At 62.4% G+C, this 20446-nt stretch carries 19 protein-coding genes; 10 read left to right on the top strand and 9 right to left on the bottom strand.

From position 1 onward, the window contains the following. The 5 genes from CWE01_RS00520 to fdhA all read left to right on the top strand — a co-directional run bounded on the left by CWE01_RS00520 (position 1) and on the right by fdhA (position 6752). The gene (locus CWE01_RS00520) at positions 1 to 330 is read left to right on the top strand and encodes a sarcosine oxidase subunit delta (protein WP_100938567.1); all 330 of its coding nucleotides are present in this window, start codon (positions 1 to 3) and stop codon (positions 328 to 330) included. Beyond that, the gene (locus CWE01_RS00515) at positions 327 to 3344 is read left to right on the top strand and encodes a sarcosine oxidase subunit alpha (RefSeq protein WP_100938566.1); all 3018 of its coding nucleotides are present in this window, start codon (positions 327 to 329) and stop codon (positions 3342 to 3344) included. Before CWE01_RS00520 ends, CWE01_RS00515 begins: the two co-directional genes overlap by 4 nt. Positions 3345 to 3506: 162 nt before the next feature. Next, positions 3507 to 4139 carry a sarcosine oxidase subunit gamma gene (locus CWE01_RS00510; protein ID WP_100938565.1) on the top strand — a complete coding sequence of 211 codons (633 nt, stop codon included), beginning with the start codon at positions 3507 to 3509 and terminating at the stop codon, positions 4137 to 4139. Positions 4140 to 4357: 218 nt separating this feature from the next. Next, positions 4358 to 5215, top strand: a complete 858-nt coding sequence (gene purU, locus CWE01_RS00505; protein ID WP_100938564.1) for a formyltetrahydrofolate deformylase — start codon at positions 4358 to 4360, stop codon at positions 5213 to 5215. A gap of 337 nt (positions 5216 to 5552) precedes the next feature. Then, positions 5553 to 6752 (top strand): formaldehyde dehydrogenase, glutathione-independent, encoded by a 1200-nt coding sequence (gene fdhA, locus CWE01_RS00500; RefSeq protein WP_100938563.1) that lies wholly within the window; start codon positions 5553 to 5555, stop codon positions 6750 to 6752. Positions 6753 to 6809: 57 nt separating this feature from the next. Here the strand turns inward: fdhA and CWE01_RS00495 are convergent, their stop codons facing one another. The 5 genes from CWE01_RS00495 to CWE01_RS00475 form a co-directional block, all read right to left on the bottom strand. Continuing rightward, positions 6810 to 7238: a DUF3757 domain-containing protein gene (locus CWE01_RS00495; RefSeq protein WP_100938562.1), complete on the bottom strand. Its 429-nt coding sequence runs from the start codon at positions 7236 to 7238 to the stop codon at positions 6810 to 6812. 453 nt (positions 7239 to 7691) lie between these two features. Further along, the gene (locus CWE01_RS00490; RefSeq protein ID WP_100938561.1) at positions 7692 to 7952 is read right to left on the bottom strand and encodes a short-chain dehydrogenase; all 261 of its coding nucleotides are present in this window, start codon (positions 7950 to 7952) and stop codon (positions 7692 to 7694) included. 325 nt (positions 7953 to 8277) lie between these two features. Next, positions 8278 to 8952, bottom strand: a complete 675-nt coding sequence (locus CWE01_RS00485; RefSeq protein ID WP_100938560.1) for an anti-sigma factor domain-containing protein — start codon at positions 8950 to 8952, stop codon at positions 8278 to 8280. Then, positions 8949 to 9593, bottom strand: a complete 645-nt coding sequence (locus tag CWE01_RS00480; RefSeq protein WP_100938559.1) for a sigma-70 family RNA polymerase sigma factor — start codon at positions 9591 to 9593, stop codon at positions 8949 to 8951. Before CWE01_RS00480 ends, CWE01_RS00485 begins: the two co-directional genes overlap by 4 nt. Before the next feature lie 27 nt (positions 9594 to 9620). After that, positions 9621 to 10208: a fasciclin domain-containing protein gene (locus tag CWE01_RS00475; protein WP_100938558.1), complete on the bottom strand. Its 588-nt coding sequence runs from the start codon at positions 10206 to 10208 to the stop codon at positions 9621 to 9623. Between the two features lie 220 nt (positions 10209 to 10428). Here CWE01_RS00475 and CWE01_RS00470 point away from each other — a divergent pair, with 220 nt between their 5' ends. After that, positions 10429 to 10971, top strand: coding sequence for a DUF2780 domain-containing protein (locus CWE01_RS00470; RefSeq protein ID WP_100938557.1), 543 nt, complete (start codon positions 10429 to 10431; stop codon positions 10969 to 10971). A gap of 71 nt (positions 10972 to 11042) precedes the next feature. Here the strand turns inward: CWE01_RS00470 and CWE01_RS00465 are convergent, their stop codons facing one another. Continuing rightward, the gene (locus CWE01_RS00465; RefSeq protein ID WP_100938556.1) at positions 11043 to 11948 is read right to left on the bottom strand and encodes an acyltransferase; all 906 of its coding nucleotides are present in this window, start codon (positions 11946 to 11948) and stop codon (positions 11043 to 11045) included. Between the two features lie 196 nt (positions 11949 to 12144). On the opposite strand from CWE01_RS00465, the gene CWE01_RS00460 reads away from it, so the two are divergent. From CWE01_RS00460 to creD, 4 genes are all read left to right on the top strand, one after another. Beyond that, the gene (locus tag CWE01_RS00460) at positions 12145 to 12645 is read left to right on the top strand and encodes an ATP-dependent zinc protease (RefSeq protein WP_100938576.1); all 501 of its coding nucleotides are present in this window, start codon (positions 12145 to 12147) and stop codon (positions 12643 to 12645) included. Between the two features lie 58 nt (positions 12646 to 12703). Beyond that, on the top strand, positions 12704 to 13384 hold the full coding sequence (gene creB, locus CWE01_RS00455) for a two-component system response regulator CreB (protein ID WP_100938575.1): 681 nt from the start codon (positions 12704 to 12706) through the stop codon (positions 13382 to 13384). Further along, positions 13384 to 14805, top strand: a complete 1422-nt coding sequence (creC, locus tag CWE01_RS00450) for a two-component system sensor histidine kinase CreC (RefSeq protein WP_100938555.1) — start codon at positions 13384 to 13386, stop codon at positions 14803 to 14805. Before creB ends, creC begins: the two co-directional genes overlap by 1 nt. Positions 14806 to 14897: 92 nt before the next feature. After that, positions 14898 to 16271, top strand: a complete 1374-nt coding sequence (creD, locus tag CWE01_RS00445; protein ID WP_100938554.1) for a cell envelope integrity protein CreD — start codon at positions 14898 to 14900, stop codon at positions 16269 to 16271. A gap of 196 nt (positions 16272 to 16467) precedes the next feature. Here creD and CWE01_RS00435 read toward each other — a convergent pair whose 3' ends face one another. The 3 genes from CWE01_RS00435 to CWE01_RS00425 all read right to left on the bottom strand — a co-directional run bounded on the left by CWE01_RS00435 (position 16468) and on the right by CWE01_RS00425 (position 20402). Next, positions 16468 to 16653: a hypothetical protein gene (locus tag CWE01_RS00435; protein WP_100938552.1), complete on the bottom strand. Its 186-nt coding sequence runs from the start codon at positions 16651 to 16653 to the stop codon at positions 16468 to 16470. Further along, positions 16650 to 17768: a PepSY domain-containing protein gene (locus CWE01_RS00430; protein ID WP_100938551.1), complete on the bottom strand. Its 1119-nt coding sequence runs from the start codon at positions 17766 to 17768 to the stop codon at positions 16650 to 16652. The genes CWE01_RS00435 and CWE01_RS00430 overlap by 4 nt, the downstream gene beginning before the upstream one ends. A gap of 219 nt (positions 17769 to 17987) precedes the next feature. After that, positions 17988 to 20402, bottom strand: a complete 2415-nt coding sequence (locus CWE01_RS00425; protein WP_100938550.1) for a TonB-dependent siderophore receptor — start codon at positions 20400 to 20402, stop codon at positions 17988 to 17990. Between the last annotated feature and the right edge of the window lie 44 nt (positions 20403 to 20446).

The following is a 20446-nucleotide window of genomic DNA, read 5'->3' as shown; positions in this document are numbered from 1 at the left end:
ATGTTGCATATCTTCTGTCCTCATTGCGGCGAGCTGCGCTCCGAAGAGGAATTCCACGCTTCCGGCCAGGCGCATATCCCGCGTCCATTGGACCCGGGCACCTGCACCGACGAGCAGTGGGGCGACTACATGTTTTTCCGTGACAACCCCCGCGGCCTGCACCACGAGCTGTGGGACCACGTTGCCGGTTGCCGCCAGTATTTCAACGTGACCCGCGACACCGTCACCTACGAGATTCTCGAAAGCTACAAGATTGGCGAGAAGCCGCAATTCACCGCTAAAGCAGACAGTTCGAAAGTGCCCGGCGCGGCTGTGGGAGAGAAGGTATGAGCCAGGTCAATCGCCTGTCCAACGGTGGTCGGATCGACCGCAACAAAGTCTTGAGCTTCACCTTCAACGGCCAGGTCTACAAAGGCTTTGAAGGCGACACCCTGGCCGCCGCGTTGCTGGCCAACGGTGTCGATATCGTCGGTCGCAGCTTCAAGTATTCCCGTCCCCGGGGCATCTTTGCCGCCGGTGCCGAAGAGCCGAACGCGGTCCTGCAACTCGGCGCCACCGAAGCGACCCAGATCCCCAACGTGCGGGCTACCCAGCAAGCGCTGTATCAGGGCCTGGTCGCCACCAGCACCAACGGCTGGCCGAGCGTCAACAACGACATGATGGGGATTCTCGGCAAGGTCGGCGGCAAGCTGATGCCACCGGGCTTCTACTACAAGACCTTCATGTACCCGCAGTCGTTCTGGATGACCTACGAGAAGTACATCCGCAAGGCTGCCGGTCTTGGTCGTTCGCCGACCGAGACCGATCCGGACACCTACGACTACATGAACCAGCACTGCGACGTGCTGATCGTCGGTGCCGGCCCTGCCGGTCTGGCCGCCGCACTGGCTGCCGCGCGCAGCGGTGCCCGGGTGATCCTCGCCGATGAGCAGGAAGAGTTTGGCGGCAGCCTGCTCGACTCCCGTGAAAGCCTCGACGGCAAGCCGGCGGCCGAGTGGGTCGCCAGCGTTATCGCCGAATTGAAAGGCCTGCCGGACGTCCTGCTGTTGCCGCGCGCCACCGTCAACGGCTACCACGACCACAACTTCCTGACCATTCACGAGCGCCTCACCGATCACCTCGGTGACCGTGCGCCGATCGGCCAGGTGCGCCAGCGTATCCACCGGGTCCGCGCCAAGCGTGTGGTCCTGGCTACCGGTACCCATGAGCGTCCGCTGGTCTACGGCAACAACGACGTGCCGGGCAACATGCTCGCCGGTGCCGTTTCGACCTACGTCCGCCGTTACGGTGTGGCACCGGGCAAGAAGCTGGTGCTGAGCACCAACAACGATCACGCCTACCGTGTCGCTTTGGACTGGCTCGATGCCAGCCTGCAAGTGGTCGCCATCGCCGATGCCCGCAGCAACCCACGGGGTGCGCTGGTGGAAGAAGCGCGGGCCAAGGGGATTCGCATCCTCACCGGCAGCGCCGTGATCGAAGCCCGTGGCAGCAAGCACGTGACTGCGGCGCGTATCGCCGCCATCGACGTCAAGGCCCATAAAGTCACCAGCCCTGGCGAATGGCTGGAGTGCGACCTGGTTGCCAGCTCCGGGGGTTACAGCCCTGTGGTCCACCTGGCCTCGCACCTGGGCGGCAAGCCGACCTGGCGCGAAGATATCCTCGGTTTTGTGCCGGGCGAAGCACCGCAGAAGCGCGTGTGCGTCGGCGGTATCAATGGCGTCTACGGTCTGGCCGATGCCCTGGCCGACGGTTTTGAAGGCGGCGTTCGCGCAGCCAGCGAAGCCGGCTTCAAGGCTGTGGAAGGCGTGCTGCCCAAAGCCCTGTCGCGTCTGGAAGAGCCAACCCTGGCGCTGTTCCAGGTGCCCCATGAAAAAGCTACCGCACGGGCGCCGAAGCAATTCGTCGACCTGCAGAACGACGTCACCGCTGCCGCCATCGAACTGGCGACCCGCGAGGGCTTCGAGTCGGTTGAACACGTCAAGCGCTATACCGCATTGGGCTTCGGCACCGACCAGGGCAAGCTGGGCAACGTCAACGGTTTGGCCATTGCCGCCCGTTCGCTGAACGTGACCATCCCGCAGATGGGCACCACCATGTTCCGTCCGAACTACACGCCGGTGACTTTCGGCGCGGTCGCCGGTCGTCACTGCGGGCATATCTTCGAGCCGGTGCGCTACACCGCCTTGCAGGCCTGGCATGTGAAGCAGGGTGCCAAGTTCGAGGACGTCGGCCAGTGGAAACGTCCATGGTACTTCCCGCGCAACGGTGAAGACCTGCACGCGGCGGTCAAGCGTGAGTGCAAGGCCGTACGCGACAGCGTCGGCCTGCTCGACGCCTCGACCCTGGGCAAGATCGATATCCAGGGCCCGGACGCCCGTGAATTCCTCAACCGCATCTACACCAACGCCTGGACCAAGCTCGATGTGGGCAAGGCCCGCTACGGCCTGATGTGCAAGGAAGACGGCATGGTCTTCGACGACGGCGTCACCGCCTGTCTGGCCGACAACCACTTCCTGATGACCACCACCACCGGCGGCGCGGCTCGCGTCCTGCAGTGGCTGGAGCTGTACCACCAGACCGAATGGCCGAACATGAAGGTGTACTTCACCTCCGTGACCGACCACTGGGCGACCATGACCCTGTCCGGGCCGAACAGCCGCAAGCTGCTCAGCGCAGTCACCGACATCGACCTGGACAAGGATGCGTTCCCGTTCATGACCTGGAAAGAAGGCCTGGTCGGCGGCGTGCCGGCGCGGGTGTTCCGGATCTCCTTTACCGGTGAGCTGTCCTACGAGGTCAACGTCCAGGCCGACTACGCCATGGGTGTGCTGGAGAAGATCGTCGAGGCGGGCAAGCAGTACAACCTGACCCCGTACGGCACCGAGACCATGCACGTGCTGCGGGCCGAGAAGGGCTTCATCATCGTCGGCCAGGACACTGACGGCTCGATGACACCGGACGACCTGAACATGGGTTGGTGTGTGGGCCGGACCAAGCCGTTCTCCTGGATCGGCTGGCGCGGCATGAACCGCGAAGACTGCGTGCGTGATGAGCGCAAGCAGCTGGTCGGGCTCAAGCCGATCGATCCGACCAAGTGGCTGCCGGAAGGTGCGCAGCTGGTGTTCGACACCAAGCAGACGATCCCGATGAAGATGGTCGGTCACGTGACTTCCAGCTATGCCCACAACTCCCTTGGCTATTCGTTTGCCATGGCGGTGGTCAAGGGCGGCCTGAAGCGCATGGGCGAGCGGGTGTTCGCACCGCTGGCCGATGGCAGCGTGATCGAGGCGGAAATCGTTTCTTCGGTGTTCTTCGATCCTAAAGGGGACCGCCAGAACATCTGACGCTGTAGTCCCTGTGGGAGCGGAGTTTGCCCGCGAAGCTTTTGGCGGCTTCAAGGGCCTCTTCGCGGGCAAGCTCCGCTCCCACACAGGGCTACGGTTGTTCATGAGGTGGGGTCAGGTATTGACCCACCGCAAAGACAGCATTCAACACAGGTGTTTCACATGACCACAGCCAACGTTTACCAACAACGCCCGACTTCCGGGGCCAAGGCCGAGTCGTCGTTGCACCATGCCGACCTCGCCAGCCTGGTGGGTAAAGGCCGCAAGAACGCCGGTGTGACCGTGCGTGAAAAGAAATTGCTCGGTCACCTGACCATTCGTGGCGATGGCCATGACGCGGCCTTCGCCGCTGGCGTGCACAAGGCCCTCGGCCTTGAGCTGCCTGTAGCGCTGACCGTGGTTGCCAAGGGCGACACCAGCCTGCAATGGCTCGGCCCTGACGAGTGGCTGCTGATCGTCCCGAGCGGCGAAGAGTTCGCCGCCGAGAAGGCGCTGCGCGAAGCCCTGGGCGACCTGCATATCGCCATCGTCAATGTCAGCGGCGGTCAACAACTGCTGGAACTGAGCGGCCCGAACGTGCGCCAGGTGCTGATGAAGTCCACCAGCTATGACGTGCACCCGAACAGTTTCCCGGTGGGTAAAGCCGTCGGGACGGTGTTTGCCAAGTCGCAACTGATGATCCGCCATACCGCCGAAGACACCTGGGAGCTGGTGATCCGTCGCAGCTTCTCGGATTACTGGTGGTTGTGGTTGCAGGATGCGGCGGCCGAGTACGGCCTTAGCGTCCAGGCCTGAGGTTTTGTTTGACCTGTAGGAGCCGGCTTGCTGGCGATGGACTCACGGGCGCCGCAGTGTTTCAGGCGCCCCGCGTTATCGTTGGCCTCCATCGCCAGCAAGCTGGCTCCTACAGGATTTGGTGTCGTATACAAGGGTAAGGATTGCCTGGAGCCCTCTATCAAGAGCGCTCGCGATCAACCGCTTGGCGGTTGCCCCTCACGAACAGGAGTCAAGCAATGAGCCGCGCCCCCGATACATGGATTTTGACCGCCGACTGCCCCAGCGTGCTCGGCACGGTGGATGCGGTGACCCGCTATCTGTTCGAGCAGGGCTGCTACGTCACCGAGCACCACTCGTTCGATGACCGCCTCTCGGGGCGTTTCTTCATTCGCGTGGAGTTTCGCCAGCCCGACGGTTTCGACGAACTGGCCTTCCGCGCCGGCCTCGCCCTGCGCGGCGAGTCCTTCGGCATGCTGTTCGAACTGACCGCGCCGAACTATCGGCCAAAAGTGGTGATCATGGTCTCCAAGGCCGATCACTGCCTCAACGACCTGCTCTACCGCCAGCGCATCGGCCAATTGTCCATGGACGTGGCCGCCGTGGTCTCCAACCACCCGGACCTCAAGCCGCTGGCCGATTGGCACCAGATTCCCTACTACCATTTCCCGCTGGACCCGAACGACAAGCCAGGCCAGGAGCGTCAGGTCTGGCAGGTGATCGAGGAGTCCGGCGCGGAGCTGGTGATCCTTGCCCGCTACATGCAGGTGCTCTCGCCCGAGCTGTGCCGCAAGCTCGACGGCAAGGCCATCAATATCCACCACTCGTTGCTGCCCGGCTTCAAGGGCGCCAAGCCCTATCACCAGGCCTACAACAAGGGCGTGAAGCTGGTGGGTGCCACCGCGCATTACATCAACAACGACCTGGATGAAGGTCCGATCATCGCCCAGGGCGTGGAGGTGGTGGACCACAGTCACTACCCCGAGGACCTGATCGCCAAGGGCCGCGATATCGAAGGGCTGACGTTGGCGCGGGCGGTGGGGTATCACATTGAGCGGCGGGTCTTTCTGAACGCCAACAGGACGGTGGTGCTCTGAAGAACGGTCGTTTTACGACCTTCGCGGCGGTGCGGCGATCCGACAAGCACCGCTCCCACAATTGACCGGGTAACGCCCAGGCAACGCGGTCCACTGTGGGAGCGGAGCTTGCCCGCGAAGAGGCCCGTCAGAACAACGCAACAACCACAAGCAGTACCCCGAGCAATCTCCCACAGTGGGCGCGGTGCCTGCCGTGACGCAGTTCCCCTGTAGGAGCCGGCTTGCTGGCGATGAGGTCCGCAAGAACAACGCAACAACCACAGGCAATAACCCGAGCAATCTACGCGCTGCCCCCTGGCAACGTGTTGCTACATAAAAACAACAGCGAGGTGAAAGCATGTCTGGCAATCGTGGTGTGGTGTATCTCGGCAATGGCAAGGTCGAGGTGCAAAAAATCGACTATCCGAAAATGCAGGACCCGCGTGGCAAGAAGATCGAACACGGTGTTATCTTGCGCGTCGTCTCCACCAACATCTGTGGTTCGGACCAACACATGGTCCGTGGCCGTACCACCGCCCAGACCGGCCTGGTCCTGGGTCATGAAATCACCGGCGAAGTGATCGAGAAGGGCCGCGATGTCGAGAACCTGAAACTCGGCGACCTGGTCTCGGTACCCTTCAACGTGGCTTGCGGGCGCTGCCGTTCCTGCAAGGAGCAACACACCGGCGTCTGCCTGACCGTCAACCCGGCTCGCGCCGGCGGTGCCTACGGTTATGTCGACATGGGCGACTGGACCGGTGGCCAGGCCGAATACGTGCTGGTGCCGTACGCCGACTTCAACCTGCTCAAACTGCCGGACCGCGACAAGGCCATGGAGAAAATCCGCGACCTGACCTGCCTCTCCGACATCCTCCCTACCGGCTACCACGGCGCGGTCACCGCGGGCGTTGGCCCGGGCAGCAGCGTGTACATCGCCGGTGCCGGTCCGGTCGGCCTTGCGGCGGCGGCTTCGGCCCGTCTGCTGGGCGCGGCGGTGGTGATCATCGGTGACGTCAACCCGATCCGCCTGGCCCACGCCAAGGCCCAGGGTTTCGAAATCGCCGACCTGTCCAAGGACACCCCGCTGCACGAACAGATCGCCGCGTTGTTGGGCGAACCTGAAGTGGATTGCGCCGTCGATGCCGTGGGCTTCGAAGCCCGTGGTCACGGCCATGAAGGCGTGAAGCACGAGGCTCCGGCCACCGTGCTCAACTCGCTGATGGGCGTGGTCCGCGTTGCGGGCAAGATCGGTATTCCGGGCCTCTACGTGACCGAGGATCCGGGAGCAGTGGATGCCGCTGCGAAAATCGGCAGCCTGAGCATCCGCTTCGGCCTCGGCTGGGCCAAGTCCCACAGCTTCCACACCGGCCAGACCCCGGTGATGAAGTACAACCGCCAGCTGATGCAGGCGATCATGTGGGATCGGATCAAGATCGCCGATATCGTCGGTGTGGAAGTGATCAGCCTGGACGATGCGCCGCGCGGTTACGGCGAGTTCGATGCGGGCGTACCGAAGAAGTTTGTGATTGACCCGCACAAGTTGTTCAGTGCGGCGTAAGTAAAGGGCAAGACGGGGAAAGGGCGACTTCGGTCGCCCTTTTTAATTTCGCATCGATTATTGCGTCGGTACCAGGGTGCTGTACGCGAAGGCGCACTGGTTCAGGATACTGTTTTCGCAGCTACTGCCGTTCCAGTCGGTGCCTTGGGCGGCTTGCCAATCCTGGAAGGCTTTGAGCGCCAGGCGAATACCGGCGTAACCGGGGCCCTCGTAGTCACAGATCACGGCCTTGGTACTGTCCTTGTAGGTGGCACCGGTGAAGGTGACTGCTTGCCAGTAGTCCTCCGTGGCGGTCTCATTCTCGCCCGTCCAAAATCCACCTGCCGGTCCTTCAGCCTTGTAGCTATAGCCTCCGCCTGTCATCGGCAGTTGCTCAATCTTGTCCTTTGCCGGGCAGGTTGCGATGGTGACCGGGTCTGCCGCGTAGGCATGGCCCACCAGGGTCAACGTCAGAATGGCCAAGAAGGCCGCGCATGTATTTTGCATGACGCTGTACTCCCTTACGTTGTGTTGGGTCTCAATGTTGAGTCGTAAGGATTTGAGTGCCTACTGTCAGAACTGACAGTGGTTGAGGCTGTTTCGAAATAGCCGGGGCAGGGGCTTATAAGGAACGCTACTAATCGAGGGTTGGGGCTGTTGGCAAAAGGGCGACATCGGCCCAATACCTGTCAGCTAAGAACGTTCTTCAGCTTGGTCGATATTGGTGGCGAGCGGGCTTGCCCGCGCTGGGGTGCGAAGCGCCCCTAAAACCGGCGAATGAGGTCTATCAGGTAGACCGAGGCTGCCGGTTTTACGACTGCTGCGCAGTCGAGCGCGGGCAAGCCCGCTCGCCACAAGACCGCGCTCGGCTGAAAATTTCGTTAATTGAAAGGCATTAGGCATCGGTCGCCGTTTTTAATGGGCGAAATTCAATTTTGTTTCACTGCCCGGTTTCAGCGGTCAGACTCGCAGTCGCCAACCCAGTACATCCATCAGGTCGCAGCCATCGCGCATGACCATCGCGGGGACCTGGAGGATATGTTGGAAGTCGATGTCATTGGCGTTGTGCAGCTCGATGTGAGACAGGGCTTCGAGCATTTGCGTCGCCGCGAGGAAGCGGGCGGCGGCGTTGGCGTGGAGCACGTCGGTCGGGCTTTCGGCGTCGATCAACAAGCTGGGGATCAGGCAGTCGATGGCGGTGAGGGGTATGTATTTCGTCATGGGTAAAACCTCGGGAGTTTAGGACGAGGCCACCACACATCCGTCGCCAAACGAAAGGTGGCAGCTGTACGCAGGTTGGCGAACCGGAAACATCCCAAGCCGGCAGACCCGAAGGTCTCCCGCGCACAGCCGCCATAAAGCGGCTTTGCGGGTGCGAAGGCACCTGCAAACAAGCACAGGGCTTTCGCATGGGAGTTTAACGAGTCGCCAAACCCGTATCGCCAATCAGGGCGACCGGCGGACTATAAGCCGCAGGCTTCCGAGGAAGCAAGGCGGGGAATTGTTACTGATGACTAGCGGGTGATCCGAGCAGTGAGCCTGGAGATCAAAGCGCCGCGAGCGGCCCTTGATACAACACCGGCCCTGTCGGTTGCCCGGTCGGCGAACCGCCCGCCGGCTCAAGGCTGACCGCCAGCACCACCGAGGTGCCGAGCAAGGCCCTATGCGCTTCGCTCAACTCGACGCGCCCTTTGCCTTCTTTCGGCACCAGGCCCAGGGACACCGGCTTGCCATCCACCGGAATCGCCCACAGTTCCAGGCTGCGGTCGGCTTGCACCGCCGCCAGGCTCAACGGCTCGACTTGCAGGTAGTCGGCATGGGCCTTGACCCGCAACGCCGGGGCTTGCGTGCCGCTGAGCAGGGTTGCGCTGGCGCTCACCGGATCATGGTTGTAGAACACGCCCAGGGCCACCACCAGCACCAGCGAACAGGCCGCCGCGAAGACGCGCAATCCGCTCCAGAACGGCCGTTTCTCAGGCAGGTGCAGTCGTTGCGGATCGATTCTTGCGACAACACCTTGCCACACCCGATCCGGCACCGGCTGATCGGCCACCGACTCGGTCAAAACCATCAGGTTTTCCTGCCACTCGGCGACCTGGGCGCGCAGTTTGGCGTCATCGCGCATCAGCGCTTCGAAGCGTCGGCGGGCGGCCTTGGACATCACGCCGATGGCGTAGTCGGCGGCCAGGGCGCGGCGCAGGCGGGGGTTCTGGTAGTTCATGATTCAAGGCACCTGCGCAGGCGCTCCATGCCACGACGTATCCAGGATTTGACCGAGCCCAGCGGCGCCGGCAGTTGTTCGGCCAGTTCCGCGTAGGACAAGCCGTGGAAGTAGGCCAGGGTGATCGACTGGCGTTGCAGGCCTTCCAGGGTCTCCAGGCAGTGGTTCAGCGCGCTGGCCTCGCGGGCGCTGTCGAGCAGTTCATGGGCCGAGGGGCTGTCGTCGGCCAGGCTGTCTTCCTGCCCATCGACCAGGGGCACCTCGCGGAACCTGCGCAACTGATCGATGGCCAGGTTACGGGTGATATTGACCATCCAGGTCATCGGCGCCGAAAGGTGCGCCTCGTAACGCGAAGCGTTGTTCCAGATGCGTACGAAACTTTCCTGGAGGATTTCCTCGGCCAGGTCGGCGCGGCCCAGGCAACGCAGGGCTACACCGTGCAGGCGTGGGGCGACGCTACGATACAGCGTCTCGAACGCGCGGCGGTTGCCCAGTGAGCACTGGGCCAACAGCTGCCTGAGTTGATCGGCGTCGGCGGTGGAAATGGGTGTTCTCCAGACAATCACAAAACGATGAATGGGCCGCGTGTCGCGCTGGTTGCCGGCTGAGGGTAGTTCACGGCACGCGGTTGTTCCATTCATGGATGTTTCCTCAGGGGTGATACGGCCTCAGCTTTTAGGCAGCAGCACCTTGTCGATCACCTGGATCACGCCGTTGGATTGCATCACGTCGTAGGTGGTGATGTCGGCCGTGGTGCCTTTCTCATCCTTGATCACGATGTTGTGCGGGCCGTTCATCATCGCCCACAACTTGCCACCGGACACGGTGGTCAGTTCGGTCTTGCCGCCGCCGGCCTTGATGCGCTTGCTCAGTTCGGCCATGTCCAGTTTCCCGGCCACCACGTGGTAGGTGAGGATGTGGGTCAGGGTGCCTTTGTTTTCCGGCTTGAGCAGGGTGTCGACGGTGCCGGCGGGCAGGGCGGCGAAGGCGGAGTTGACCGGTGCGAAGACGGTGAACGGGCCCTGGCCCTTGAGGGTCGGCACCAGTCCGGCGGCCTTCACGGCGGCGACCAGGGTGGTGTGGTCGGCAGAGTTGACCGCGTTATCGACGATGTCCTTGCTCGGCAGCATGCTTTGTCCGCCGACCATCACACTGTCGTGGTCCATGCTCATGCTCGCCGCCTGGGCCAGGCCGCCGGACAATGCGAGGGTCAGCAGGCTGGCAATCAGGGGCGCTTTGATCGAGATGCATTTCATGATGAGGAATCCTTGTCGGTATGAAGTCGGCCAGGAAGTTCTGTCCGTGCTTGATATACGCAAGGAGACGCGGATCGGATGCAGGGCCGCCGACTTTTTTATGGGCCTGGTAGGAGGATTCATCGAGTGCGGAACAAGTCCGGCTTTTTTGACTCCAACGGCAAGTGTTCGGCGCCCGTCCCTGCTGGCGGGTGGTCATGATGACTTTCGAGGTGTTGCAATGAAGATTTCACGCGGTGTTGTACTGGCTTCGCTCCTGGCATTCGCCGCTACCCCGGTGTTTGCGGCGTTCAGCCTGAACGATGCGGCCAATGCGGTCTCGTCCATGCAAGGCGGGCAAAATGGCAATGCGGCGGCACCGGCCAGTGGACTGCTCAGTACCCTGGGGTCGCAGTTGCACGTCACCCCGGAACAGGCGGTGGGGGGCACCGGTGCGATGCTCGGTCTGGCCAAGAACAAACTCAGCGGCAATGACTATTCGCAGTTGAGCAAGAGTGTGCCGGGACTCGACCAGCTCTCGGGCGGCGGTGCCCTGTCCGGCCTGGGCGGTTTGCTCGGCCAGTCGGGTAACTCGGCGTCGGTGGGCAGCGCACTGGGCAATGTGCAGAACACCAGTGACCTGAACAAGGCCTTCGGTGCCCTGGGCATGGACAGCGGCATGGTCGGCCAGTTTGCCCCGGTGATCCTGCAATACCTCGGGCAACAGGGCGTCGGTGGTCCGCTGCTCAAGAGCCTGGGTGGTATCTGGGGTGCCGGTAGCTGATCAGGCATCGGGCCCGAATAAAAACGCATCGAACGGGTCAGGCTGTTCGATGCGTTTTTTATTGGGGGTGATCAAACGGGCCGGTCTGTCGGCTCGCTCACGTTGCGCAACGCCGCAATGCGCTGGTCCTTCTCGCTCCAGAGCTGGTTGACCCAGTCCTGGATCTGCTGGCGAAACACCGGGTCGTTCTCGTAGTCGCCTTGCCACAGGTCCGCGGTCAGCTCGCGGGTCTGGAAGTCGATGATGACCTTGGGCAGGTTGCCGCTGATCAAATCCCAGAACCCCGGAATCCGCTCTTGTGGATAAACCACGGTGACATCGAGGATCGCGTCCAGCTGTTCGCCCATGGCCGCCAGCACGAAGGCCACGCCGCCGGCCTTGGGCTTGAGCAGATGGGTAAAGGGCGAGTCCTGCTCCTGGTGTTTGGCCGGGCTGAAGCGGGTGCCTTCCAGGTAGTTGACCACGGTCACCGGCTGGCGCTTGAACAGCTCGCAGGCGGCCTGGGTGATTTCCAGGTCATGGCCCTTGAGTTCCGGGTGCTTGTCGAGAAAGGCCTTGGAATAGCGCTTCATGAACGGATAGTCCAGCGCCCACCAGGCCAGGCCCAGGAACGGTACCCAGATCAGTTCCTTCTTGAGGAAGAACTTGAAGAACGGCGTGTGCCGGTTGAGCGTCTGGATCAGCGCCGGGATATCGACCCAGGACTGATGGTTGCAGACCACCAGGTACGAGGTGTCGCGGCGCAGGCCTTCGGCACCGCGAATATCCCAGCGGGTGGGGATGCACAGGGCGAAGATCAGCTTGTCGATCTCGGCCCAGGTTTCGGCGATCCACATCACCGCCGCGCTGGCGTGGTCGCGAAAACGACCGGGCAACAGCAGCTTGAGCAGGGCGAAGAGCATCAGCGGGCCGAACAGTACCAGCGTGTTGAGCAAAAGCAGGAGTGTGACGAAACTGCCGGTGAGCAGGCGGCGCATACAGGGACTCTTTCAAAACGTGAGGGCGCGCCATGATAAAGGCGGCCGCGGGCAGACGCCAAATCGCCCGAGGGACAAATGTTTCACGGGGTGTCGGATAGGTTAGTGTCGGCCTGTCAGATTTGTTCATGAACCAACGCGCGAACAGCGGTCTAAAATGGCGCCCCTTGTGCGTCCACTCAAAGGTACAGCCGAAGTGAAATCCATTCTTGCCCTGTTGTCCCTCCTGGCCCTGCCGGTCATGGCGGCCGAACCGACCCTCTACGGGCGCTACGAATATATCCAGTTGCCGGAAATCGGCCAGACCTTCAAGGCCAAGATGGACACCGGTGCCCTGACCGCCTCGCTGTCGGCCAAGGACATCGAGCTGTTCAAGCGCGACGGCGAGGACTGGGTACGTTTCCGCCTGGGCACGGCCGATGCCGATGGCAAGGTCTATGAGCACAAGGTCGCGCGCATCAGCAAGATCAAGACCCGCTCCGAGGAAGATGAAGACGGCGAAACCAGCGACGCGAGCAAGCGCCCGGTGGTGGAGCTGGAGATGTGCCTGGGTAACGTCAAGCGCAGCGTGGAGGTCAACCTGACCAACCGCAGCAGCTTCAACTACCCGCTGCTGATCGGCGCCAAGGCGCTGCGTGAATTCGGCGCGGCGGTGAATCCGGCACGGCGTTATACCGCCGACCAACCCCACTGCTGATTGACGGGGCGGCATGCGTCCGGCACCGTTGCGCGATCAACAACTGTGCTCGGACGCCATGCCCCATATCCTGATTGTCGAAGACGAAGCGGCGATTGCCGATACCCTGATCTACGCCCTGCAGGGTGAAGGGTTCACCACCACCTGGCTGAACCTCGGCGGTGCGGCGGTCGAGCACCAGCGCACGATGCCCGCCGACCTGCTGATTCTCGATATCGGCCTGCCGGATATCAGCGGTTTCGAGGTGTGCAAGCAACTGCGGCGCTTTACCGAAGTACCGGTGATGTTTCTCAGCGCCCGCGATGGCGAGATCGATCGCGTGGTGGGCCTGGAAATCGGTGCCGACGATTATGTGGTCAAACCCTTCAGCCCACGGGAAGTCGCGGCGCGGGTACGGGCGATCCTCAAGCGCGTGGTGCCCCAGGTGCTGTCTAGCGTTTCCACTGAACGTTTCCAGGTCGATCACGAACGGGTACAGATCAGCTATCGCGGCCAGCCCTTGAACCTGACCCGTCACGAATTCCGCCTGCTCGCCAGTCTTCTGGAACAACCCGAACGGGTCTTCAGCCGAGAACAATTGCTCGATGCGTTGGGCGTGGCGGCGGACGCCGGCTACGAGCGCAATATCGACAGCCACATCAAGAGCCTGCGGGCCAAGCTGCGGGCGGTGGCCAGCGATGCCGAACCGATCCAGACCCATCGCGGCCTGGGCTACAGCTACAGTCCGGGGAACAGCTGATGCCGTTGGGAATCCGGATTTTCCTGGTGTATTTCCTTTTCGTCGGCTTGACCGGCTACTTCGTACTGAACACGGTGATGAAGGAAATCCGCCCCGGCGTGCGTCAGTCCACCGAAGAAACCCTGGTGGACACCGCCAACCTGCTGGCGGAAATCCTACACGACGATGTGAAGAACGGCACCCTCAGCCAGAGTCGCCTGCCCGAGGCACTCAAGGCCTACGGTCAGCGCAAGCCGGCGGCGACCATCTGGGGCCTTGAGAAGAATCAGGTCAACCACCGGATCTACGTGACCGACGCCCACGGCATCGTGTTGCTCGATTCCGCCGAACAGGCGGTGGGGCAGGACTATTCGAACTGGAACGATGTCTACCTGACCCTGCGCGGCGAGTACGGCGCCCGCTCGACCCGTACGGTGGATGGCGACCCGAACTCTTCGGTGATGCACGTTGGCGCGCCGATCACCGACAACGGTCAGATCATTGGCGTGGTCACGGTGGCCAAGCCCAACAGTTCGTTGCAGCCTTACGTGGATCGCACCGAGCACCGTCTGCTGGTGTACGGCGCCGGGCTGATCGGCCTGGGCCTGTTGTTCGGCGCGCTGCTGTCCTGGTGGCTGAGCGCGGCGTTGCGGCGCCTGACCGCTTACGCCCAGGCGGTCAGCGAAGGTCAGAAGGCCGAGCTGCCACGTTATCGCGGCGGCGAGATGGCGCAGTTGGCCAATGCCGTGGAGCACATGCGCACGCAACTGGAGGGCAAGGCCTATGTCGAGCGCTACGTGCACACCCTGACCCACGAACTGAAAAGCCCGCTGGCGGCGATTCGCGGGGCGGCGGAGTTGTTGCAGGGCGAGATGCCGGAGGCCCAGCGCGAGCGTTTTGTCGGCAATATCGACAGCGAAAGCGCACGGATGCAGCAGTTGATCGAACGGTTGTTGAACCTGGCACTGGTGGAGCAGCGTCAGGTGCTGGAGGAGCAGGTCGAGGTCCCGCTGGCCAAACTGGTGGATGAGGTGTTGCAGGCCCAGGCGGCGCGAATCGAACGCGGGCGCTTGCAAGTGGAGCAGTCGATTGCGCCGGACCTGACGCTGTTTGGCGAACCCTTTCTGCTGCGCCAGGCCATCGGCAATCTGCTGGACAATGCCCTGGATTTCACGCCGCCGGAAGGGATTGTGCGCTTCAAGGCCGAACGCCAGGGCCGGGAGCTGTGCTTGGCGCTGTTCAACCAGGCCGAGGCGATTCCCGAGTATGCGCTGCCGAGGTTGAGCGAGCGCTTTTACTCCCTGCCGCGCCCGGGCAGCGGTCGCAAGAGCACCGGGCTGGGACTGAACTTTGTCGAGGAAGTGATGAAGCTGCACGGCGGCGAACTGCACATCGGCAATGTACCCGGTGGCGTCGAGGTCCGCCTGAGCTTTCCCGGATAAACACCGCATCTCCACACAGTCTCCACATTCGCCCCATCAAGCCCCCACACAGGCGGCACAGACTCTCCCCCACACCAACAGGGAGAGAACCGATGAACCGCGGTCTGGCTATAAAACTCGGGGCGATTGCCCTACTGATGCTGTTGTTGCTGGTTCCGTTGATGATGATCGATGGGGTGATCACCGAGCGCCAGCGCTTGCGTGACGGGGTCCTGGAAGATATCGCCCGCAGTTCCAGCTACAGCCAGCAATTGAATGGTCCGCTGCTGGTGGTGCCGTATCGCCAGACCGTTCGCGAATGGAAGACCGATGCCAAGGGCGAACGCTACCAGCAAAGCAGCGAAGTCAGCGGGCGGCTGTACTTTTTGCCGGAGCGTTTCGAGCTCGATGGCAAGGTCCAGACCGAGCTTCGCTCGCGGGGTATCTATGAAGCGCGGCTGTTTCACGCCAATAACCAGATCAGCGGCAACTTCGTGTTGCCGTTGCAATTGGGCATCACCGAGGACTTTGCCGATTACCGCTTCGACGAACCGTACCTGGCGGTGGGCATCAGCGATATCCGCGGTATCGAAAACGCCCTGACCTTGCAGGTGGGCAGCCAGAACCTGGAGTTCCGGCCCGGGACCCAGGTCAGTTGGCTGGGTGACGGTGTGCATGTGAACTTGCCGCGCGTCGATGGCCGCGAAGAACAACGTCTCGACTTTGCCTTCGACCTGGCGCTGCAAGGCACCGGCCAGTTGCAGGTGCTGCCGGTGGGCAAGACCAGCAGCATTCATCTGAGTGCCGATTGGCCGCACCCGAGCTTTATCGGCAATTACCTGCCGGTCAAACGGGAAGTCACCGACCAGGGTTTCAGCGCCCAGTGGCAGACCTCGTTCTTCTCCACCAATCTGCGTGAAGCCTTGAACAACTGCCTGGCGACCAGCGACTGCGACGGCTTCAAGGCCCGCAGCTTTGGCGTGAGTTTTATCGAGCCGGTGGACCAGTACCTCAAGTCCGACCGGGCGATCAAATATGCCTTGCTGTTTATCGCCCTGACCTTTGCCGGCTTCTTCCTCTTCGAAGTGCTCAAGCGCCTGGCGGTGCACCCGGTCCAGTACGCTCTGGTCGGGGTCGCATTGGCCTTCTTCTACCTGCTGTTGCTGTCGCTGTCCGAGCACCTGGGGTTTGGCCTGGCGTATCTGTTGTCGGCCGGTGCCTGTGTCGGGTTGATCGGCTTCTATGTCTGCCATGTGTTGCGCAGCCTGGCTCACGGCCTGGGCTTCGGTATCGGCCTGGCCGCCTTGTATGGCTTGCTCTACGGGCTGCTCAGCGCCGAGGACTATGCCTTGCTGATGGGCTCGCTGCTGCTGTTCTGCCTGCTCGGAGTGTTTATGGTGCTGACCCGCAAACTCGACTGGTACGGGATTGGCCAGGGCAAGCCTGCCGAGGCGCTGAACTTTGATAGGGGAGCTGCCCATGAGTAGGTCGCTGGGGTTACGAGAGGATCAGCAATGGGGCGCGGAGCTGGCCCGTCTGCTCAAGGCCAGTCAGCCAAGGCCGAACACGATCCTTGTAGGAGCAGAGCTTGCTCGCGAAGAGGCCCGCGAGATCACTGAACGCTTCGCAGGTACACCCCGTTTCAGATTACGTGGCGCTTTGTCTTGAAGGCCTCACTGGCGGTTATCCGTGGCGCCGGCCGAGCAACCCGCGCAAGGAGAGGGCCGCCGGAATCCCCAGCCCCACCCAGCTCAGCGCATCCCAGGCGCCATCGCCCAACAGCGCGGCGAACAGGCCGGCGGCGCTGAGCAGGGCGATCAACACGGGAATGCCGAAGACCGTCCAGAAATTCGATGAGCGCGGTTTCATCGGGCATCCTCGGTTTTCAGGCTGGCCCGGCGGCGTACCCACCACAGGTACACGCCGCTGCCGAGCACGATGATGGTCAAGCCATCCAGCACCGCCCAGAGCACCTTCATCGGCATGCCGCCGTAGTCGCCGAAATGCAGGGGTTGCGACATGCCCATGGCGTCCATGTACCAGGGGCGTTGGCCCACGGCGGTGACCTGCAGGGTGGCGGCGTCGATCAGCACCGGGGTCAGCAGGTGCGAGGTGAGGTGGGTGCTGCCTTTCATGAATACCGCGTAGTGGTGTTCGCTGGAAAAGCGCGTGCCGGGAAAGGCGATGAAATCCGGACGCATGCCGGGGGCGGCCTCGGCGGCGATCTCCAGCAGGCGCGTGGCCGGGGCGAGTTCGGTCAGCGGCGGGGCGTCGCGGTACGGCGCGATCATGGCGCCGAGGGCGTCGGTACGCCAGGCGGCGATCAGCAGGTCGGCGCAGGCACTGATCACCCCGGTGATCCCCACCACCAGGCACCAGGTCAGGGTGACGATGCCGATCAGGTTGTGCAGGTCGAGCCAGCGCAGGCGGGTGGATTTATCGCGGCGCACGCTGGCGAACTTCAGCCGGCGCATGAACGGCAGGTAGAGCACCACGCCGGAGATGATCGCCAGCACGAACAGCACGCCCATAAAGGCCAGCAGCAGCTTGCCGGGGAGCCCGGCGAACATATCCACATGCAGGCGCAGCATGACCATCATCAGCCCGCCGTTGGCCGAGGGCAGTTCCACGGCCTGGCCGTTGCGGGCGTCGAGCATGAAGGTGTGGGACGAGTTGGGTTCGGTGCCGGCGGTTTTCGCCATGATGGTGGTCACGCCATTGGGCTCGTCCTCGTCCCAGCCGAAATACTGCATGACCTCGCCCGGACGATGAGCCTCGGCGGCGCGGACCAGTTGCTGCAGATCCAGGCGCGGGGTGTCGGCGGGCAGTGTTGGCAGTGCGGCGGAGTCGCCCAGCAGGTGGTCGATCTCGTGGTGGAAGATCAACGGCAGGCCGGTCAGCGCCAGCATCAGCAGGAACAGCGTGCAGATCAGGCTGGCCCAGGTGTGGACAAAGGACCAGCGGCGGATGGTTTGGCTTTTCATGGATTGCCACAGTCTGGATGGGGGGCCCCTGTAGGAATGGGGCTTACCTCGAGGTTGTTCAGCTAAGCCAATGAGTCCCGGAAAATGCCGAAAACCTGTAGGAGCCGGCTTGCTGGCGATGGCGTCCGAATGGGCGCTGCAAGGCTCAAGGGCCTCATCGCCAGCAAGCCGGCTCCTACAGGTCCGTGGTGGTTCAGGTCGTCCGCGTCATAGGTGTGGTTACCACTTGTAGTTCACGCTGGCGACCACGCTGCGTTCGTCGCCGTAGTAGCACCAGTAGCCGTCGCAGGTGGCGAGGTAGTCCTTGTTGAACAGGTTCTTGGCGTCCACGGCCAACGAGGCTCCCTTCAGGCTTTGGTTCAGGCGACCGAGGTCGTAGTGCACCGAGGCGTCATAGATGGTGTAGGAACCGACATGGCCGAGATAGGTGTTGGCCTGGTTGCCGTAGGTGTCGCCGACGTAGCGCATCCCGGCACCGACACCAAAGCCGTCCAGCACACCGTCATGCCAGGTGTAGTCGCCACGAAAGGTGGCCTGGTTACGAGGGATCTGGGGTACGCGGTTGCCCTTGTCGTCACCGTTGAGGATTTTGGTCTCGGTGTAGCTATAGGAGCTCACCAGCTTCAGGTTGTCAGTGACGTCGGCTGTGGCTTCCAGTTCCAGCCCCTGGGCCTTGATCTCGCCAATCTGGCTGGTGATGCTGTTCTCGGTGATTGAGACGTTCTTCTGGCGCAGGTCGTACACGGCGGCGGTTAGCAGGGTCTTGCTACCGGGAGGTTGGTACTTGATCCCGGTCTCGTATTGGCGGCCCTGGGTTGGCTTGAGCGAGCTGGTGGCGCTGACGTTGGCGCCGGCGGCCGGCTGGAAGGACTCGGTATAGGAGACGTAGGGCGTGATGCCGTTGTCGAAGACGTAGCTCAGGCCTGCATTGCCGCTGAAGGCACTGTCGCGCTGGGTACTGGTGATACCGTTGTTGTTGTAGAAGGTGGTGCCGGTGTGGACCCAATCTTCCCGTCCGCCCAGAGTCAGGCGCCATTTATCCAGGCTGATCTGATCTTGGGCGTAGAGACCGGTTTGATCGGTGATCTGGTTGTAGTTGTACAGGGCCGAGTATTGAACTTTGGAAAAATCCTGACCATAGATCGGGTTATTGACGTTGGTGCCCGGCACGTTGGCATAGCCGTAGAGCCAGCGGTAGTCGGTGTTCGAACGTTGGTGATCCAGGCCCAGCAGGAGAGTATGGGTCAACGAACCGGTTTGGAAGTCAGCCTGGAAGTTGTTGTCCACGGCGATCTGGGCGATATCTTCGTTGACGATGCCGGTGGAGCGGCCGATGTTGCCGTCGGAGTCGACCGCGTTGGCACCGTTGGCCACGGTCAGGCCCTGGAAGTTCAGTTCGCTCTTGGTGTAACGCAGGTTCTGTTTGAACTGCCAGACATCGTTCAGGCGATGATCGAAGGCATAGCCGAGTGCGTAATAGGTGCGGTGGTAGAACTCCCAGCTCGGGTCACCCAGGTCTTTGCTATGGGAGATCGGGCCAAAGGGCGAGTCGATTTTCGTACCTTGCAGGGGCAGGAACTGCCCTGTGATGCCGGTGTTGTCGTGGGTGTACTGGGAAATCAAGGTCAGATGCGTATCGTCGTCGATATTCCATGTCAGGCTCGGTGCAATGTTGTAGCGCTCGTCCGGGATATGGTCGGTGGCCGAGCCGCTGTCGCGTACCACGCCGCTGACACGGTAGAGAAACCGGCCATCGTCATCGATTTTTCCAGTGCTGTCGAAGTTGATCTGTTTGTGGTCGTTGTTGCCGGCCTGCAGTTCGATCTCATGTGCGCTTTCAGCCTGTGGGCGGCGGCTGACCATGTCTAGCATGCCACCGGGAGGCGTCTGGCCGTAGACCGAGGAGGATGGGCCGCGCAGTACGGTGATTCGCTCCAGGTCCCACGGCTCGACTTTCGGGTTGGCGTAGGAGCCTTTGGGCAGGGGCAGACCATCGAGGAACTGCGTGGGGTCGAAGCCTCGAATCCGCAGCCAGTCGGCACGGGAGTCGGAACCATAACCGCTGCTGGTGACGCCGGCGGCATAGCGCAGCGCGTCGTTGAGGTTGAGCACAGTGCGGTCGTCCATCTGCTGGCGTGTGATCACCGACAGGGAACGTGGGACTTCGACAATCGGCGTATCGGTCTTGGTGCCGGCGGCGGTGCGCGTGGCGGTATAGCCTTCGACCGGCCCCCAGGCGCTTTCAGCGATGCCCTGGCCAGTGATATTGGTTTCCGGCAAGGCCACGACGCCGCTCGGGATCGCGATCAGGGTGTAGGTCCCGGCGCTGCTTTGGATCAATTGCAGACCGGTACCGCCGAGGGCGGTGTGCAGGGCGGTGATCGCGTCGAACTGGCCTTTGACCGGGGCCGAGGTTTTGCCCGAGGCCAGCGCCGGGTCGAGGCTCAGGGCCAGGCCCGCCTGGCTGGCGATCTGGCTCAGGGTCGAACCCAACGGCCCGGCCGGCAGGTTGTAGGCGTGAACGCTGGAAGCCTGTTCGGCCGCCATCAGCGTCGGGCTGAGCAATGGGGTGCCAAGGGCGATGGCGACGGCGAGGAGACTGGGGCGGAGCAAGGTTTCGAGCGAGCGCGACATAGGACAGGTTCCTGAATGGAAATGTTTCTCAATGCCTATGGGCC

Source organism: Pseudomonas sp. QS1027 (assembly GCF_002814235.1).
Taxonomy (GTDB): Bacteria; Pseudomonadota; Gammaproteobacteria; order Pseudomonadales; family Pseudomonadaceae; genus Aquipseudomonas.
The sequence above is the reverse complement of the archived record's forward strand: the minus strand, read 5'-3'. Positions and strand labels throughout refer to the sequence as shown.

Bases quoted from the DNA above. Each gene is read 5' to 3' on its own strand.
- CWE01_RS00470 (WP_100938557.1), top strand. From the start codon at position 10,429: ATGAAGATTTCACGCGGTGTTGTACTGGCTTCGCTCCTGGCATTCGCC.
- CWE01_RS00435 (WP_100938552.1), bottom strand. From the start codon at position 16,653: ATGAAACCGCGCTCATCGAATTTCTGGACGGTCTTCGGCATTCCCGTG.
- CWE01_RS00520 (WP_100938567.1), top strand. From the start codon at position 1: ATGTTGCATATCTTCTGTCCTCATTGCGGCGAGCTGCGCTCCGAAGAG.
- CWE01_RS00425 (WP_100938550.1), bottom strand. From the start codon at position 20,402: ATGTCGCGCTCGCTCGAAACCTTGCTCCGCCCCAGTCTCCTCGCCGTC.
- creD (WP_100938554.1), top strand. From the start codon at position 14,898: ATGAACCGCGGTCTGGCTATAAAACTCGGGGCGATTGCCCTACTGATG.
- fdhA (WP_100938563.1), top strand. From the start codon at position 5,553: ATGTCTGGCAATCGTGGTGTGGTGTATCTCGGCAATGGCAAGGTCGAG.
- CWE01_RS00485 (WP_100938560.1), bottom strand. From the start codon at position 8,952: ATGAACTACCAGAACCCCCGCCTGCGCCGCGCCCTGGCCGCCGACTAC.
- CWE01_RS00480 (WP_100938559.1), bottom strand. From the start codon at position 9,593: ATGAATGGAACAACCGCGTGCCGTGAACTACCCTCAGCCGGCAACCAG.
- CWE01_RS00475 (WP_100938558.1), bottom strand. From the start codon at position 10,208: ATGAAATGCATCTCGATCAAAGCGCCCCTGATTGCCAGCCTGCTGACC.
- CWE01_RS00515 (WP_100938566.1), top strand. From the start codon at position 327: ATGAGCCAGGTCAATCGCCTGTCCAACGGTGGTCGGATCGACCGCAAC.
- creC (WP_100938555.1), top strand. From the start codon at position 13,384: ATGCCGTTGGGAATCCGGATTTTCCTGGTGTATTTCCTTTTCGTCGGC.
- CWE01_RS00430 (WP_100938551.1), bottom strand. From the start codon at position 17,768: ATGAAAAGCCAAACCATCCGCCGCTGGTCCTTTGTCCACACCTGGGCC.
- CWE01_RS00510 (WP_100938565.1), top strand. From the start codon at position 3,507: ATGACCACAGCCAACGTTTACCAACAACGCCCGACTTCCGGGGCCAAG.
- purU (WP_100938564.1), top strand. From the start codon at position 4,358: ATGAGCCGCGCCCCCGATACATGGATTTTGACCGCCGACTGCCCCAGC.
- CWE01_RS00465 (WP_100938556.1), bottom strand. From the start codon at position 11,948: ATGCGCCGCCTGCTCACCGGCAGTTTCGTCACACTCCTGCTTTTGCTC.
- creB (WP_100938575.1), top strand. From the start codon at position 12,704: ATGCCCCATATCCTGATTGTCGAAGACGAAGCGGCGATTGCCGATACC.
- CWE01_RS00490 (WP_100938561.1), bottom strand. From the start codon at position 7,952: ATGACGAAATACATACCCCTCACCGCCATCGACTGCCTGATCCCCAGC.
- CWE01_RS00495 (WP_100938562.1), bottom strand. From the start codon at position 7,238: ATGCAAAATACATGCGCGGCCTTCTTGGCCATTCTGACGTTGACCCTG.